The sequence below is a fragment of the Streptomyces manipurensis genome, from assembly GCF_049570255.1.
GTDB classification, from domain to species: domain Bacteria; phylum Actinomycetota; class Actinomycetes; order Streptomycetales; family Streptomycetaceae; genus Streptomyces; species Streptomyces manipurensis.
Genome location: NZ_CP186950.1, coordinates 7,389,626 through 7,403,646 on the forward strand (window position 1 = coordinate 7,389,626; position 14,021 = coordinate 7,403,646).

The window sequence follows — 14,021 nt, forward strand, 5'->3', positions numbered from 1 at the left end:
AGCGGGAAGGGTGGCCGGATACGGCTCATTAGGCCCTCTTGTAATGAGCATGACCGCTCGTTCACCATGACCCCCGCACGTCACGCGCACCCTTCCCGCACATCCCGCACACGGCGTACGAGGAGACAACACGTGGCCCCACCCGACAACCGGTCCGCACGGTCATCCGGATCCTCACCGAGCGGATCCTTACGGGCGCCGCGCCGCCCGCGGACCTCACGGTCCCTGCGCGCGGCGCTCGCCGCCGTCACCTCGGTCCTGCTCCTGCCGCTCGGCGCGGGCGCCGCGGCGGCCGCCACGGACCCGGTGCCCGCCCCGAGCGCGGCCGAGCGCAAGATCGAACCCAAGCTCCGCGCCCAGCTCGACGGCTCCGCGAAGGCCGTCTTCTGGGTCTACCTCGACAGCGCCGCCGACCTGACCGCCGCGAGCCGCCAGCCGACCCGCGCCGCCAAGGCGGAAACGGTCCTGCGGACCAAGCAGGAACACGCCGCGCGCAGCCAGGCCGACGTCGTCAAGGCCCTGCGCGGCGCCGGCGCCGAGTACACCTCGTACTGGATCGTGAACGCCCTGCGCGTCGTCGGCAGCGAGAAGCTCGCCGGAACGCTCGCCCAGCGCCCCGAAGTGGCCCGGATCGACGCCGACGACAAGGTCGACCTGCCCAAGCCCGCCGAGGGCGTGCGCGAGAAGGCCGTGGCCGACGCCGTCGAGTGGAACATCGACCGCGTCAAGGCCCCGCAGGTCTGGGAACAGACCGGGGTGCGCGGCGAGGGCATCGTCGTCGCCAACATCGACAGCGGCGTGGACCACACCCACCCCGCGGTCAACAACCAGTACCGCGGCAAGAAGGCGGACGGCACCTACGACCACGCCTACAACTGGTTCGACCCGGCCGGCGTCTGCGGCACCGCGGCGCCCTGCGACAACAACGACCACGGCACCCACACCATGGGCACGATGGTCGGCGACGACGGCGGCGCCAACAAGATCGGTGTGGCCCCCGGCGCCAAGTGGATCGCCGCCAAGGGCTGCGAGTCCAACTCCTGCTCCGAGGCCTCCCTGCTGGCCTCCGGCCAGTGGATCGTCGCCCCGACGGACGCGAACGGCCAGAACCCCCGGCCCGACCTCGCCCCGCACATCGTGAACAACTCCTGGGGCGGCAGCGGCGGCGACCCCTGGTACCAGCAGATCGTCGACACCTGGCGCGCGGCCGGCATCTTCCCGGCCTTCTCCAACGGCAACGCCGGGCCCGGCTGCTCCACCAGCGGCTCGCCGGGCGACTACGCGAGCTCCTACAGCTCCGGCGCCTTCGACATCAACAACGCGGTCGCCTCCTTCTCCTCCCGCGGCGCGGGCCCCGGCGGCATCGTCAAGCCGAACATCGCCGCCCCCGGCGTGAACGTCCGCTCCTCCGTCCCCGGCGGCGCGTACGAGGCGTTCTCCGGCACCTCCATGGCCTCGCCGCACACCGCCGCGGCCGTCGCGCTGCTCTGGTCGGCGGCACCGGCCCTCGAAGGCGACATCGCGCAGACCGAGTCGCTCCTCGACGGCACCGCCCTGGACACCGACAGCAGCCAGTGCGGGGGCAACGCGGCCGACAACAACGTCTTCGGCGAAGGCCGCCTCGACGTCCTCGCCGCCGTCAACGCCGCCCCGCGCGGCGCGCTCGGCGCACTCGGCGGCACCGTCCGCTCCGGCGGCCAGCCGCTCGCCGGCGTGAAGATCACCGCCGACGGCCCCATCGACCGGACGACGACCACGGCCGCCGACGGCAGCTACTCCTTCGCGGCTCTGTCCGTGGGCGAGTACACGCTGACCGCCGCCAAGTTCGGCTACGGCGACCAGACCGCCACGGCCACCGTCACCGAGAACGCCACCGCCACCGGCGACTTCACGCTGACCCAGGCCGCCTCCGGCAAGCTCACCGGAACCGTCTCCTCGGCCACCGGACCCGCCGCGGGCGCCGCCGTCACGGTCGCGGGCACCCCGGTGACCGCCACCGCGGACGCCCAGGGACGCTTCGAGGTCACCCTGCCGCACGGCACCTACGACGTGAACGCCGCGCACACCTCCCGCTGCCTGACCACGGGAACGGCCAAGGTCACCCTCGCGGGCGACGCGAACGTCGCCATCGAACTGCCGCAGCGCACCGACGGATACGGCTACGCCTGCGCCACCGCGGGCGACCGCCCGTACGTCGCGGGCAGCCGCCAGCTCGCCCTCACCGGCGACAACACCACCGAACGGGTCGACCTGCCCTTCCCGCTCCCGCTGTACGGCAAGACGTACGGCCAGGCCTGGATCGGCACGAACGGCACGGTCAGCTTCGGCGGCAACAACACCGGCGACATCAACGGCGACCTGCCCAGCACGGCGACGCCCAACGCGGCCCTCTACCCCTTCTGGGACGACCTGGTCGTCGGTGCGGCCGGCAGCGGCTCCGGCGTCTTCACCGCCGTCACCGGCACCGCCCCGCACCGCAGCTACGTGATCGAGTGGCGCGAGGTGTCCCACTGGTCGGCGCAGGCCGACAAGTTCTCCTTCTCCGCGGCGATCGGCGAGGACGGCACCGTGTCCTACGCCTACAAGGGCACGGGCGGCACCGGGATCAAGGGCGGCTCCACCGCCACGATCGGCGTGGAGAACGCGACCGGCACGGACGCCTTCAAGTACTCCTTCAACACCGCGGTCGTCACGGACGGCCTGTCCATCGCCTTCCGCACCACCAAGAGCGGCGTGGTCGCGGGCCGGGTGCTCGACGCCAACGACGGCAACGGCGTCGCCGGCGCCACGGTCACCGTCGGCACGGGCGACACGGCGGTCTCGGCGACCACCGCCGCGGACGGCGGCTACGTCGTCCAGAGCCCGTCCGGCGCGCGGGCCGTCTCCCTCGCCGCCCCGCAGTACGAGTCCGCGACGGCGACGGTCGACGTCAAGGCCGCCGACGTCACCTCGGTCACCCAGTCCCTGCGCACCGGCAAGGTCACGGCCTCCAAGCCGTCCGTGGAGGTCGTGCTCCCGGCCGGCCAGCAGCGGACGCGGACCCTGGACCTCACCAACCCGGGCCTCGGCACCGCCTTCACGGTGACGGAGAGCGCCGACTGGCTGACGGCCACGCCGGCCGCCGGCGACCTCCCGACCGGGGCGAAGGTCCCCGTCGGCCTGTCGGTGGACACGACCGGTCTGGCAGCGGGGACCGTCCTCACCGCCGAGCTGAAGATCACCTCGGCGAGCGGCCGGACCCCGGTCCTCACCGTCCCCGTCAAGGTCGTCGTCCCGCGCTACCAGGTCGCCCTGGACGCCGGCTCCGGCTACGGCTCCACGGACGTCCTCGGCGACGCCTGGTCCCCGGACCGCAAGTACGCCGCCGGTTCCTACGGCTACCAGGGCAACGGCGACGTCGTCTCCACCGGCCGCACCATCGCCGGCACGGACGACCAGCGGCTCTTCCGCAACGCCCGCGAGGGCATGTACGAGTACCGCTTCGACAACGTGCCCAACGGCATCTACACCGTGGAGCTGGGCTTCGCCGAACTCTCCTCCACCAAGCCCAACAAGCGCGTCTTCGACGTCCTCGCCGAGGGCACCGAGGTGCTGCCCTCCCTGGACGTCTCCCTGGAGGCGGGCACCTACAAGGCCCTGACCCGCACGTACACGGTCACGGTCACCGACGGGGTGCTGAACATCCGCTTCGTCACGCACAAGGGCTACGGCAAGCCCCTGCTGAACACCCTCCGGGTCACCGACCGCCCGGACCGGAGCTGACGCTCTGAGGGAGGGGGCGGGGCGGGTCGTGTACCCGTCACGCCCCCTCCCGCCGTCCCGCGCCGACGGGACCGGCATTCGGGTGGCAGCACCGGCGACTCCACCGCGACGGCGCCGGGACCGCACCCGGGCTCGCTAGCGTGGGCGACCATGACGCTGCCGAGCGACCAGGCCGAAGCCGTCAGGACCCTCGTGGAGTCCGCGGACCCCGGGGCCGTGTGGGCCGCCGGCGGCCCAGAAGGCCCCCACCACGGATCGGACGGCGGGCAGGGTCCGCCCACTCCGCCCGACGGTGCGACACCCGTCCCGCCCGACCGTGCGGCGCCCGCCCCAGGCCCCCGCGAAACGCCCGTTCCCGACCCGACGCTCGACGTCGGCGGCCTGACCGCCGTGCTCGCCCTCTGGCCGGCCGTCGGCGCCCTCGTCGACGAGGGCACACTGAGTTTGCACACCCCGCTCACCGCCTACGGGGAAGCCGCGGCGGCCGGCACCCCCGCCGGCACCACCGCGCACCACCTCCTCACCCACCCGGGCGGCACCGCCGCGCTCACCCGACTCGTCGAACACCTCGCGGAGAGCCCCCTCGCCGACCTCGCGGCCGTCCGGGTCTGGCACCCCCTCGGCATGACGGGGACCGGCTTCGTCGCCGGCACCCTGCGCGCACCCCTCACCGACCTCGTCCGCTTCCTGCGGAGCCTCCTGCACCCGGCGGACGGGCCGACCGCCGCCCCGCGCCCCTTCACCGCCGCCTGGACGGCCCAGTCCCTCCGCATCCGCACCGGCGAGCTCACCCCCGCGCGCGGCCTGCTCTGGCAGCCCGCCCCGCACGGCGCCTGGACGCACCACGGCCCGGAGGAGCCCGGCCCCGCCCTGTGGGTCTCGCCGCGCCACCGGCGCTGGGCGGTGCTGCTGCCCACCGGCACGTCCGGCGGCGCCCCCCTGCGCAGCGCCTTCCGCGAGGCCGTCTTCGCCCCGGCGGCGCCCGCGCCGGGCGGTGGATCCGGCCCCCGGGCAGGCGCCGTCCCCCGGGCGTAGTCCTCGGGGCGCGCGGCCCGCGACCGGGACGTACGGTGATGCCGATGTCACCGCCCGTCGTCGCTGCCGCTTCGGAGGTACACGGATGCGTACGGTCCAGGGGGCTGCCCTGCGCGGGCTGAAGGCCCGGGTACGGGCCCTGGCGGAACGAACCGGGCTGCCGGTGCGGCCCGCGCGGCGGCGCCCGGCCCGGCCGGACGCGCACCGGCCCGGTGGCGCCGCGCCGGACACCCCGACCCTGCGCCGCCTGCCCGGGTACGGCACCCCGCGGACCGCGGGCGGCCCGCCGCCCGCGGAGCCCCGGCCCGCCCCGCCCGGCCCCGGCACGGCGACCCGCGTCCGGCGGACCCCCGCGACCGCCGCGCTCCGCCGGGCCCCCGCCGCGCCCGCCGTCGCCCTCCGCCCGGCCGGGACCGCGTCCCCCTCCGCCACCGCGCCGCTCGCCACCCTCGCCGCGCTGCTGTCCGGACGGGTCCGCCCCCGCCCCCGCCGCCGCCCCGCCGGGACGTACGCCTCCGCCACCGCGCTGCGCGCCCTGCGCGCCCGCCGCGGGGACGCGCCCGCCCTGCTGCGCGTCCGGTCCGGCGAGAGCGTGCTCGTCCTGCTCGATCCCCAGGACCTGCGCCGGTTCTACGCCGACCCCGCGGGAGTCCTCACGGCCGACCCGCCGCGCTCGTGCCGGGGCGCGGACCCCGGCGACCCGGCCGGCACCGGCTGCTCCCGCGGCGAACCGCGCGCCGAACGCCGGGAGATGACCGCGGACGCCCTGGGCGCCGACCTGCCCGTGCACCCCGCCGCCGGACCGATCCTGGCGGCCCTCGCCGAGGAGGCCCGGCACCTCACCGCCGCCGGGACCCTCGACCTCGCCCGCGCCCGGCACGCCGTACACCGGGCCGCCCGCCGCATCGTGCTCGGCGACGCCGCCGCGGACGACGGGGAACTCGCCGGATGGCTGGCCCAGTTGTGCGCGGGCGACAAGGGCCTGCGCGGCGGCCGGACGCGCGCCGCGCGGTCCGTGGAGGACCGGGCCCGCGCCCGCATCCGCCAGTACGCGCGGCTCGCCGACGACACGGCGCTCGTCGCCAGGGCCGCCCGCCATGCCGACGGCACCCCGCACGGCGAGGACGCCAGCGGTCCCGACCCGGCCGACGAGGCCCGGCTCTGGCTGCTGGCCATGGACGCCGTCCCGGAAACCCTGCTGCGCACCCTGCTGCTGCTGGGCGCGCACCCCGCCGAGCAGGACGCGGCCGCCGCCGAAGCGGCGGCGGAAGTCGCCGCCGGACCGGCCCGCGGCGAACTGCCCAGGCTGCGGGCCTGCGTACGCGAGTCGCTGCGGCTGTACCCGGTGGTGCCCGAACTGGTCCGGATCACCCGCACCGAGAGCGAATGGCGCGGCGTGCGCCATCCGGCCGGCACCCCCGTCCTGCTGCCCGCGGCGTTCCACCAGCGCGATCCCGAACGGGTCCCGGCCGCGCACGTGTTCGTGCCGGGCCGCTGGAAGAACCCGGGTGCGGACCAGGACATCCGGATGGCCCCCTTCGGCCACGGCGGCGGCCGCTGTCCGGGCGCCCAGCTCGGCCTGATGATCACCGCGGCGCTCTGCGCCGAGGTCCTGCGGACCCACCGGATCACGGACACCCGGCCGTCGCTCGACCCCGTCGGGCCGCTGCCGCCGACCCTGGACCCGCAGGCCGTCCGCCTCACCCTGGGCCGCCGCTGAACGCGCGGCACCCGCCCGGCCGGCGCCCCGCCCCGGAGCGTCGGCTTCCGCCAGACCCGCCGACCCGGCATCCCCGCCGACCCCGCATCCCCGCCGACCCCCGAGGACCGAACCCATGCCCGACGCCGCGACCTCCGCGTCCACCGCCCCGGACGTCGACCTGCTCGACGCCCCGTGCCGCGCACTTGCCGAGGCCGCCGACGCGGTCGGCGAGGCCGCCCGGTACGCCTCCGGCCTGGCCCTCGGCGCCCGCCTGCCCGCCGCGGCGCTCGCCCGCGGAGGCCGCACCAGACGGGGCTGGCGCACCCTGCTGCGGACCCTCACCGATCCGGCGGGCCTGGGCTGGGCGCCGCGCGGCCGAGGGGTGGCCCGGGCCGGCCGGTTGGCCGGGGTCCTGGCGAGCCGGGAGAGCCTGGCGATCAGCATCGCCGTCTGCGGACTCAGGGCGCGGATCCGGGCGGCCGGCGAGGCCCGGCCCGACCTCCTGGAGGACCCCGGCAGCGCGGCGGTGCTGCGCGCCGTGGAGGCCGGCCGCCAGGCCGAGGCCGCCAGGCTGTTCCGAGGCATCGTGCGCGAGCGCGGCACCGAGCGGGCCTTCGGGCTGCTGGCGCCCTCGTTCGCCGACATCCTGGCCTGGGACGCCCTGACCGACGCCAACCCCTTCAACGACCACGCCGGCTGGCAGGTCGCCACCGGCCGCGCCGAGACCGCGCGGCCCCTCCTCGGACTCGGCGCGGCCGTAAGGGCGTTCTGCGACCGCGGCACCGGCCTGCCGGCGGGGGAGGACGTCCCGCCCGGTCCGGGACCGGCGCGGCGCACCGCGGCGGCCCGGGCACCCCGCCCGGCGGCCCGGGTGTGCCGGCCGAGCCTGAACGGGCATGCGGACGCCCTGCACACCCATGCCGTGCGCCTGCGCGGGGCGGCCTGGGCGCCCGCGTGGCAGGGCCCCGGGAGCGAGGCGCTGCGTGCCGAGGTGGAGCAGCTCGCCGCCCGCTGCGCGACGGCGGCGGGAGGCCTCGCACTGGCCGCCGCCCAGTTGGGGGAGGACTGAGCGCGGCGGTGGCCGTCAGAGCACCAGGGACAGCAGGAGCACGCAGCCGAGGCCGACCACCGAGATGACCGTCTCCATCACCGACCAGGTCTTCAGGGTCTGTCCGACGGACATCCCGAAGTACTCCTTCACCATCCAGAAGCCGGCGTCGTTGACGTGGCTGAAGAAGAGCGATCCCGCCCCGATGGCGAGGACCAGCAGCGCGGTCCCGGTGGTCGACATGTCGGCGGCGAGCGGTGCCACCAGACCGGCGGCCGAGATGGTGGCGACCGTCGCCGAGCCCGTCGCCAGGCGGATCGCCACCGCGATCAGCCAGGCCAGCAGGAGGGTGGGCACCGCCCAGTTCTCCGAGATGTCCATGATCATCTGACCGGTGCCGACGTCGATGAGCGTCTGCTTGAAGCCGCCGCCCGCTCCCACGATCAGCAGGATGCCGGCGATCGGGGCGAGCGACTTCTCGACCGTCGCCGAGATGCGTTCCTTGGTGAAGCCCGCGGCCCGGCCCAGGGTGACCATGCCCACCAGGACCGCCGACAGCAGGGCGATCAGCGGGGAGCCGATGACGTCGGTGACCCGTTGCACGGGGTTCTCCGGGTCGTCCACGACGATGTCGACCAGGGCCTTGACGAGCATCAGCGCCACCGGCAGCAGCACGGTGAGGACCGTCGCCCCGAAACGGGGCCGGTGCTCCGGGGCGTCCGACGGGCGTTGCTGCTCGATCATGCGCTCGGGAGCCGGGATGTCCACCCAGCGTGCCGCGTAGCGGGAGAACAGGGGCCCGGCGATGATCACGGTCGGGACGGCGACGACCACGCCGAGCGCGAGGGTGACGCCGAGGTTCGCGTGGAGGGCGTCGACGGCGACCAGGGGGCCCGGGTGCGGGGGTATCAGCCCGTGCATGACCGACAGTCCGGCCAGGGCGGGTATGCCGATGCGCATCAGGGAGTAGTTGCCGCGCTTGGCCACGAGCAGCACCACGGGGATCAGCAGCACGATGCCGACCTCGAAGAAGAGCGGCAGTCCGATCACCGACGCGATGAGCACCATCGCCCACGGCATGGCCCGGCCCCGGGCCCGGGCCAGGATGGTGTCGACGATCTCGTCCGCGCCGCCCGAGTCCGCGAGTAGCCGGCCGAGGATCGCGCCGAGGGCGATCAGCACGCCGACTCCCGCGACCGTGGCACCCAGCCCCGCGGTGAAGCTGGTGATGGTTTTGGCGAGCGGGGCTCCGGCGAAGACCCCGAGCGCAAGGGAACCGACCGTCAGGGCCAGGAACGCGTGCAGCTTGAGCCGGGTGATGAGCAGGACGATGACGGCGATACCCGCGAGGACGGCCACCCCCAGCCGGGCGTTCCCGGCCGAGGTGATGGGTGCGGTGCCCGCTGCCAGTGTCTCGACGGTGAGACCTGTCACGGTGACGATTCCTCAGTTCTTCGGTGTGCTGAGCCGGTCGAGGGCGGTGACCGCCCGTTCGGTGATCTCCTCCGGGGTGCCGGACACCTCGACGACCACGCCGGGTTCGTCGTCCTGGAGCGGTTCCAGCGTCGCGAACTGCGAGTCCAGGAGGGTGGTGGGCATGAAGTGGCCCCTGCGGTCCGCCATCCGCTGCTCGATGAGGGGGCGGTCGCCGGTCAGGTGGACGAACACCGCCCCGGGGGCGGCGGCGCGCAGCCGGTCGCGGTAGGCGCGCTTGAGGGAGGAGGCGGCGACCACACCGCCGCTGTGCCCGGCCCGGTTGCGGATCCACTCGCCGATGGCCTCCAGCCACGGCTGCCGGTCCGTGTCGTCCAGGGGGACACCGGCCGACATCTTGGCGACGTTCGCCGCGGGATGGAAGGCGTCGCCCTCCGCGTACGGGACGCCGAGCGACTGCGCGAGCAGTCTGCCCACGGTCGTCTTGCCCGTACCGGCCACGCCCATCACCACAATGACGCGCTGGGTGCTCACGCCGTCCACCTCGCTGTCCTCGTCGACATCGGTTCGTGGGCCCCACTGAAGCGCATTAAGTACTACGTATTCAAGAGTCAGGTGAAAAACGTCGCATCTTTCACCGGCGGGAGCGTGATCGTACGCTTACGCCATGACCACCGACGGCAGTCCCGGACCGGGCCTGCACTCCCACGTGCTGGACACCCTCGGCCTCGCCATCGCCGCGGGGGAGCACCCCCCGGGCAGCGTCCTGCGCACCGACGAGATCGCCGGAGCCTTCGACGCCTCCCGCACCGTGGTCCGCGAGGTCGTCCGCGTCCTGGAGTCGATGCACCTGGTCGAGTCACGGCGCAGGGTCGGCGTCACGGTCCGTCCGGCCGACGAGTGGAACGTCTACGACCCCCGGCTGATCCGCTGGCGGCTGGCCGGCCCCGACCGCCCCCGCCAGCTGCGCTCCCTCACCGTGCTGCGTTCGGCGATCGAACCGGTCGCGGCGGGCCTGGCCGCGACCCTGGCCACGCCGCAGCAGTGCGCCGAGCTCACCGAGGCCGCCCTCGGCATGGTCCGCACCTCGCGCGGCCACCAGCTCGACGGCTACCTCCACCACGACATCGCCTTCCACCGCGTCGTGCTGAACGCCTCCGGGAACGAGATGTTCGCCCGGCTCGGCGACGTGGTGGCCGAGGTCCTGACCGGCCGCACCGAACACCGGGTGATGTTCCACGACCCCGACCCCGCAGCGGTCACCCTGCACGTCCAGGTGGCGGAGGCGGTCCGCGAGGGCGACGCCGCACGCGCGGAGGCCCTGACCCGCCGGATCGCGGTGGGCGCCCTGGAGGAACTGGACGTGCTGGCCCCCTGAGAGGACCGGTCAGGCTTGGTGCCGCCTGCTCCTGCGGTACGGGGCGCGCTCGCCGGGCGGGCGCGGAGCGGGCCACGGGCCGGTGCTCCACACGGCGACCGCGGCCGGCGCCCCGGGCACGGCCAGACGGGCGAGGTCCATCGGGCCGTCCCGCCCGGGCTCCCCGCACCGCCCCCGCGGCAGGAGCTGCTCGTAGGCCGCGCGCCTGGCCGCGGCGCGCGCGGCCCGTACGGCGTCGGGTCCGCCGTCGCCGCCCGTCGGCACACCGACCCCGACGGGGGTGTCCGAGAGGGCGTACACGACCGTCGCGCCCACCGCCGCGAGGCCCACGTACACCGGGGGAGCGCCCGCCCGGGCGCCGTCCGTGGCGATCATGCCGTGCACGGCCCCGCAGCGTTCGCAGGGGCCGTCCTCGACGGCCGGCCGCTCCGGCGGCACGCCGAACTCCGCGCCCAGCAGCAGCCGCAGCCCGTGCCGGACCGCTCCGGGGCCCGCAGTCGCCGCATCGAGGACCCAGAAGACGGGCCGGCCCGACCGCGCGACCCGGACCGGGGCCCCGTCCAGCGGACGGGGCGCTTCCGGCGGGCGCGGCCGGAGGGGTTCATGGGCGGGCCACGGCGCGGGCGTTGCGGCGGCGAACCGCTCCGGTGTCCACGGGGTCCGGGGCGAGCCGGATCCGGAGGGCGGTCCCTCACTCATCGTCGTACTCCTCCTCCCTGGGCGGCCGGTGGCCGTCCGGGTGCGGGGCCTTCGCCATAATGGCGGCGAACGGCAGGAACCAGGAACAGTGCAGGCGCCGGAGACCCGTGGATCCCCGGCAGGAGAAGGAGCCCCCGATGGACGTGCAGCACTTCGAGCGCATCACCGCATTCCTCGAGGCGCGGCTCACTCCGCTGTTCGACGAGGCGACGGGCAGCGAACACGGATTCGCCATGGACGACACCTCCCGCGCGCTGCGCGCCCTGCGCAACTCCGTCCTGGAGGCCTCCGCCGTCAAGGGCCTCATCGAACAGCGGGAGACCGCCGAACCGGCCGTGCGCCGCGTCATCGACCAGTCCGTCGAGCACCACTGGGACGTCCTGCGCGGGATCGCCCGCCAGTGGGAGGACCACGCCGACTTCCTCCACGAGTTCAAGCACCACGCCTGGGAGCTCGACCACCACCACGCGGCGGCGCAGGCCTGACCTCACCGGGTACCGGGCGGACCGCGCCGCGGGGCCGGGCTCCTTCCGAGCCCGGCCCCGCGGCGCTGCCGTGACGGGTGCCGGTGGCGGCGGCCGCGGTCAGGCTCCGGCGGATCCCGGGTCCGCCGGGGCCGCTTGGCGCGGGGTGATCTGCTGGACGGCCCATCCGTTGCCGTCCGGGTCGGAGAAGTACACGAAGGACCCCCAGGGCAGGTCCTGGATCTCGGTCACCTCGACCCCCCGGCCCCGCAGGTCCTCGTACGCCTCCTCGATGTCGGCGACGACGACCTGCATGTTGTCGAGGGACCCCGGGGTCATGCGGGTGAGGCCCTTGCCGAGCGCGATCGAGCAGGCCGACCCCGGCGGGGTCAGCTGGACGAAGCGGATGTCCTCGCTGACCGTGACGTCGTGGTCGGCGGTGAACCCGATCTTCTCGTAGAAGGCCTTCGCGCGGTCGACATCGGTGACGGGGACGGCGACCAGTTCGAGTTTGATGTCCATACCGGCATCATGCTCCCGGCACCGGCGCCCCGCCGCCCGACACCGCGAACTGGGTGCGGTACAGCTCCTCGTACCTGCCGCCCGCCGCCAGGAGTTCGGAGTGCGTGCCCCGCTCCACGATCCTGCCGCCCTCGACGACCAGGATCAGGTCAGCGCTCTGCACCGTCGACAGCCGGTGCGCGATCACCACGGCGGTGCGGCCCGCCAGCGCCTCTCCCAGCGCCTCCTGCACCGCCGCCTCCGAGGTCGAGTCCAGGTGCGCGGTCGCCTCGTCGAGGATCACGACGCGCTGCCGGGCCAGCAGCAGCCGGGCGATGGTCAGCCGCTGCCGTTCCCCGCCCGACAGCCGGTAGCCGCGCTCGCCGACCACCGTGTCCAGGCCGTCCGGCAGCGAGGCGACCAGGCCGTCCAGCCGGGACCTGCGCAGGGCCTCCCAGATCTCCTCCTCGGAGGCGTCCGGCCGGGCCAGCAGCAGGTTCGCGCGGACGGACTCGTGGAAGAGGTGGCCGTCCTGCGTGACCATGCCGAGCGTCTCGCGGATCGAGTCCGCCGCCAGGTCCCGTACGTCGATCCCGCCGAGCCGGACCGTGCCCTCGTCGGCGTCGTAGAGCCGGGGCAGCAGCTGTGCGACGGTCGACTTGCCCGCACCGGACGAGCCCACCAGGGCGACCATCTGTCCGGGTTCGGCGCGGAAGGACACCTCGTGCAGGACCCGGGTCCCGCCCCGGTCGTCCAGTACGGCGACCTCCTCCAGGGAGGCCAGGGAGACCTTGTCGGCCGACGGGTAGCCGAAGGAGACCCGGTCGAACTCGACGGCCACCGGCCCCTCCGGCACCCTCCGGGCGTCCGGCTTCTCCGCGACGAGGGGCTCGAGGTCCAGGATCTCGAAGACCCGCTCGAAGCTCACCATCGCGCTCATCACCTCGACCCGGGCACCGGCGAGCGAGGTCAGCGGGGCGTACAGCCGGGTGAGCAGCAGGGCGAGGGCGACCACGGATCCGGCGTCGAGGCTCCCGCGCAGGGCGTAGAAGCCGCCGAGCCCGTAGACCAGGGCCAGGGCGAGGGCGGAGACCAGGGTGAGGGCCGTGATGAAGGCCGACTGGGCCATCGCCGTGCGGACGCCGATGTCCCGCACCCGCGCCGCCCGCAGCGCGAACTCCGCGGACTCGTCGGCGGGCCGCCCGAACAGCTTCACCAGCGTGGCGCCGGGCGCCGAGAACCGCTCGGTCATCCGGGTGCCCATCGCCGAGTCCAGGGCGGCCGCCTCCCGCTGCATCGCGGCCATGCGCACGCCCATCCGGCGGGCCGGCACGACGAACACCGGGAGCAGCGCGAGTGCCAGCAGGGTGATCTGCCAGGAGAGGCTCAGCATCACGGTGAGGGTCAGCAGCAGGGTCACGGTGTTCCCGACCACCCCCGACAGGGTGTTGGCGAACGCCCGCTGGGCGCCGATCACATCGTTGTTGAGGCGGCTCACCAGGGCTCCGGTCCGGGTCCTGGTGAAGAACGCGACGGGCATCCGCTGCACGTGGTCGAAGACCGCGGTCCGCAGGTCCAGGATGAGGCCCTCGCCGAGGGTCGCGGAGAGCCTGCGGGCCAGCAGCCCCAGCGCCGCCTCGGCCACCGCGATCAGGGCGATGAGCAGGGCGAGCCGGACCACGGCCGCGCTGTCCCGGCCGTCCACGATGGCGGTGACGACCCGGCTGGCGAGGACCGGGGTGGCGACCGCGAGCAGCGCGGTCACGACACTCAGCAGGAGGAAGAGGGCGATCCCGCGGCGGTGCGGGCGGGCGAACGCGGCCACGCGGCGCAGACCGGCCCGCGAGAGCGGGCGGCGGTCCTGCTGGGCGGTGACGGCGCTGTGCATCGATGTCCAGGCGGTGACTTCCATGTCCATGACCCGCACGCTAGGACCTCGACCGAACTCGAGGTCAAGGCTTCGGCACCGAAACCCCCGCGGGAGCCAACTCCCGCTCG

Annotated in this window: 11 protein-coding genes; 6 read left to right on the top strand and 5 right to left on the bottom strand. The window is 74.9% G+C overall.

What is annotated here, in order from left to right; all coding sequences use genetic code 11:
• The first annotated feature begins 132 nt into the window (after positions 1 to 132).
• The 4 genes from ACPU2J_RS33720 to ACPU2J_RS33735 all read left to right on the top strand — a co-directional run bounded on the left by ACPU2J_RS33720 (position 133) and on the right by ACPU2J_RS33735 (position 7,568).
• A complete protein-coding gene (locus tag ACPU2J_RS33720; RefSeq protein ID WP_423834766.1) occupies positions 133 to 3,762 on the top strand; it encodes a S8 family serine peptidase in 3,630 nt (1,209 codons plus the stop codon).
• Between the two features lie 150 nt (positions 3,763 to 3,912).
• On the top strand, positions 3,913 to 4,797 hold the full coding sequence (locus ACPU2J_RS33725) for a hypothetical protein (protein ID WP_423834767.1): 885 nt from the start codon (positions 3,913 to 3,915) through the stop codon (positions 4,795 to 4,797).
• Between the two features lie 85 nt (positions 4,798 to 4,882).
• Positions 4,883 to 6,517 (top strand): cytochrome P450, encoded by a 1,635-nt coding sequence (locus ACPU2J_RS33730; RefSeq protein ID WP_423834768.1) that lies wholly within the window; start codon positions 4,883 to 4,885, stop codon positions 6,515 to 6,517.
• Between the two features lie 115 nt (positions 6,518 to 6,632).
• Positions 6,633 to 7,568, top strand: coding sequence for a hypothetical protein (locus ACPU2J_RS33735; RefSeq protein ID WP_420078242.1), 936 nt, complete (start codon positions 6,633 to 6,635; stop codon positions 7,566 to 7,568).
• 15 nt (positions 7,569 to 7,583) lie between these two features.
• Here ACPU2J_RS33735 and ACPU2J_RS33740 read toward each other — a convergent pair whose 3' ends face one another.
• Together ACPU2J_RS33740 and ACPU2J_RS33745 are read right to left on the bottom strand one after the other, a co-directional pair.
• A complete protein-coding gene (locus ACPU2J_RS33740) occupies positions 7,584 to 8,981 on the bottom strand; it encodes a GntP family permease (protein WP_420078241.1) in 1,398 nt (465 codons plus the stop codon).
• Between the two features lie 12 nt (positions 8,982 to 8,993).
• Complete coding sequence (locus ACPU2J_RS33745; RefSeq protein ID WP_423834769.1) at positions 8,994 to 9,515, bottom strand: gluconokinase; 522 nt, start codon at positions 9,513 to 9,515, stop codon at positions 8,994 to 8,996.
• Between the two features lie 133 nt (positions 9,516 to 9,648).
• Between ACPU2J_RS33745 and ACPU2J_RS33750 the strand changes: the two genes are divergently transcribed.
• Positions 9,649 to 10,359: a FadR/GntR family transcriptional regulator gene (locus ACPU2J_RS33750; RefSeq protein WP_361606302.1), complete on the top strand. Its 711-nt coding sequence runs from the start codon at positions 9,649 to 9,651 to the stop codon at positions 10,357 to 10,359.
• A 9-nt stretch (positions 10,360 to 10,368) separates the two neighbouring features.
• Here the strand turns inward: ACPU2J_RS33750 and ACPU2J_RS33755 are convergent, their stop codons facing one another.
• A complete protein-coding gene (locus tag ACPU2J_RS33755) occupies positions 10,369 to 11,058 on the bottom strand; it encodes a hypothetical protein (RefSeq protein ID WP_423834770.1) in 690 nt (229 codons plus the stop codon).
• Positions 11,059 to 11,195: 137 nt separating this feature from the next.
• Here ACPU2J_RS33755 and ACPU2J_RS33760 point away from each other — a divergent pair, with 137 nt between their 5' ends.
• Positions 11,196 to 11,543: a hypothetical protein gene (locus tag ACPU2J_RS33760; protein ID WP_365075371.1), complete on the top strand. Its 348-nt coding sequence runs from the start codon at positions 11,196 to 11,198 to the stop codon at positions 11,541 to 11,543.
• Positions 11,544 to 11,642: 99 nt separating this feature from the next.
• On the opposite strand, the gene ACPU2J_RS33765 is transcribed toward ACPU2J_RS33760, so the two are convergent.
• Both ACPU2J_RS33765 and ACPU2J_RS33770 read right to left on the bottom strand, forming a co-directional pair.
• A complete protein-coding gene (locus ACPU2J_RS33765; RefSeq protein WP_399819287.1) occupies positions 11,643 to 12,044 on the bottom strand; it encodes a VOC family protein in 402 nt (133 codons plus the stop codon).
• 7 nt (positions 12,045 to 12,051) lie between these two features.
• Positions 12,052 to 13,941, bottom strand: a complete 1,890-nt coding sequence (locus ACPU2J_RS33770; RefSeq protein WP_389077066.1) for an ABC transporter ATP-binding protein — start codon at positions 13,939 to 13,941, stop codon at positions 12,052 to 12,054.
• Positions 13,942 to 14,021: the final 80 nt, after the last annotated feature.

What these genes read in the sequence shown, in the direction of transcription:
- ACPU2J_RS33725 (WP_423834767.1), top strand. Translation starts at nt 3,913, where the DNA reads ATGACGCTGCCGAGCGACCAGGCCGAAGCCGTCAGGACCCTCGTGGAG.
- ACPU2J_RS33730 (WP_423834768.1), top strand. Translation starts at nt 4,883, where the DNA reads ATGCGTACGGTCCAGGGGGCTGCCCTGCGCGGGCTGAAGGCCCGGGTA.
- ACPU2J_RS33735 (WP_420078242.1), top strand. Translation starts at nt 6,633, where the DNA reads ATGCCCGACGCCGCGACCTCCGCGTCCACCGCCCCGGACGTCGACCTG.
- ACPU2J_RS33750 (WP_361606302.1), top strand. Translation starts at nt 9,649, where the DNA reads ATGACCACCGACGGCAGTCCCGGACCGGGCCTGCACTCCCACGTGCTG.
- ACPU2J_RS33755 (WP_423834770.1), bottom strand. Translation starts at nt 11,058, where the DNA reads ATGAGTGAGGGACCGCCCTCCGGATCCGGCTCGCCCCGGACCCCGTGG.
- ACPU2J_RS33760 (WP_365075371.1), top strand. Translation starts at nt 11,196, where the DNA reads ATGGACGTGCAGCACTTCGAGCGCATCACCGCATTCCTCGAGGCGCGG.
- ACPU2J_RS33765 (WP_399819287.1), bottom strand. Translation starts at nt 12,044, where the DNA reads ATGGACATCAAACTCGAACTGGTCGCCGTCCCCGTCACCGATGTCGAC.
- ACPU2J_RS33770 (WP_389077066.1), bottom strand. Translation starts at nt 13,941, where the DNA reads ATGGACATGGAAGTCACCGCCTGGACATCGATGCACAGCGCCGTCACC.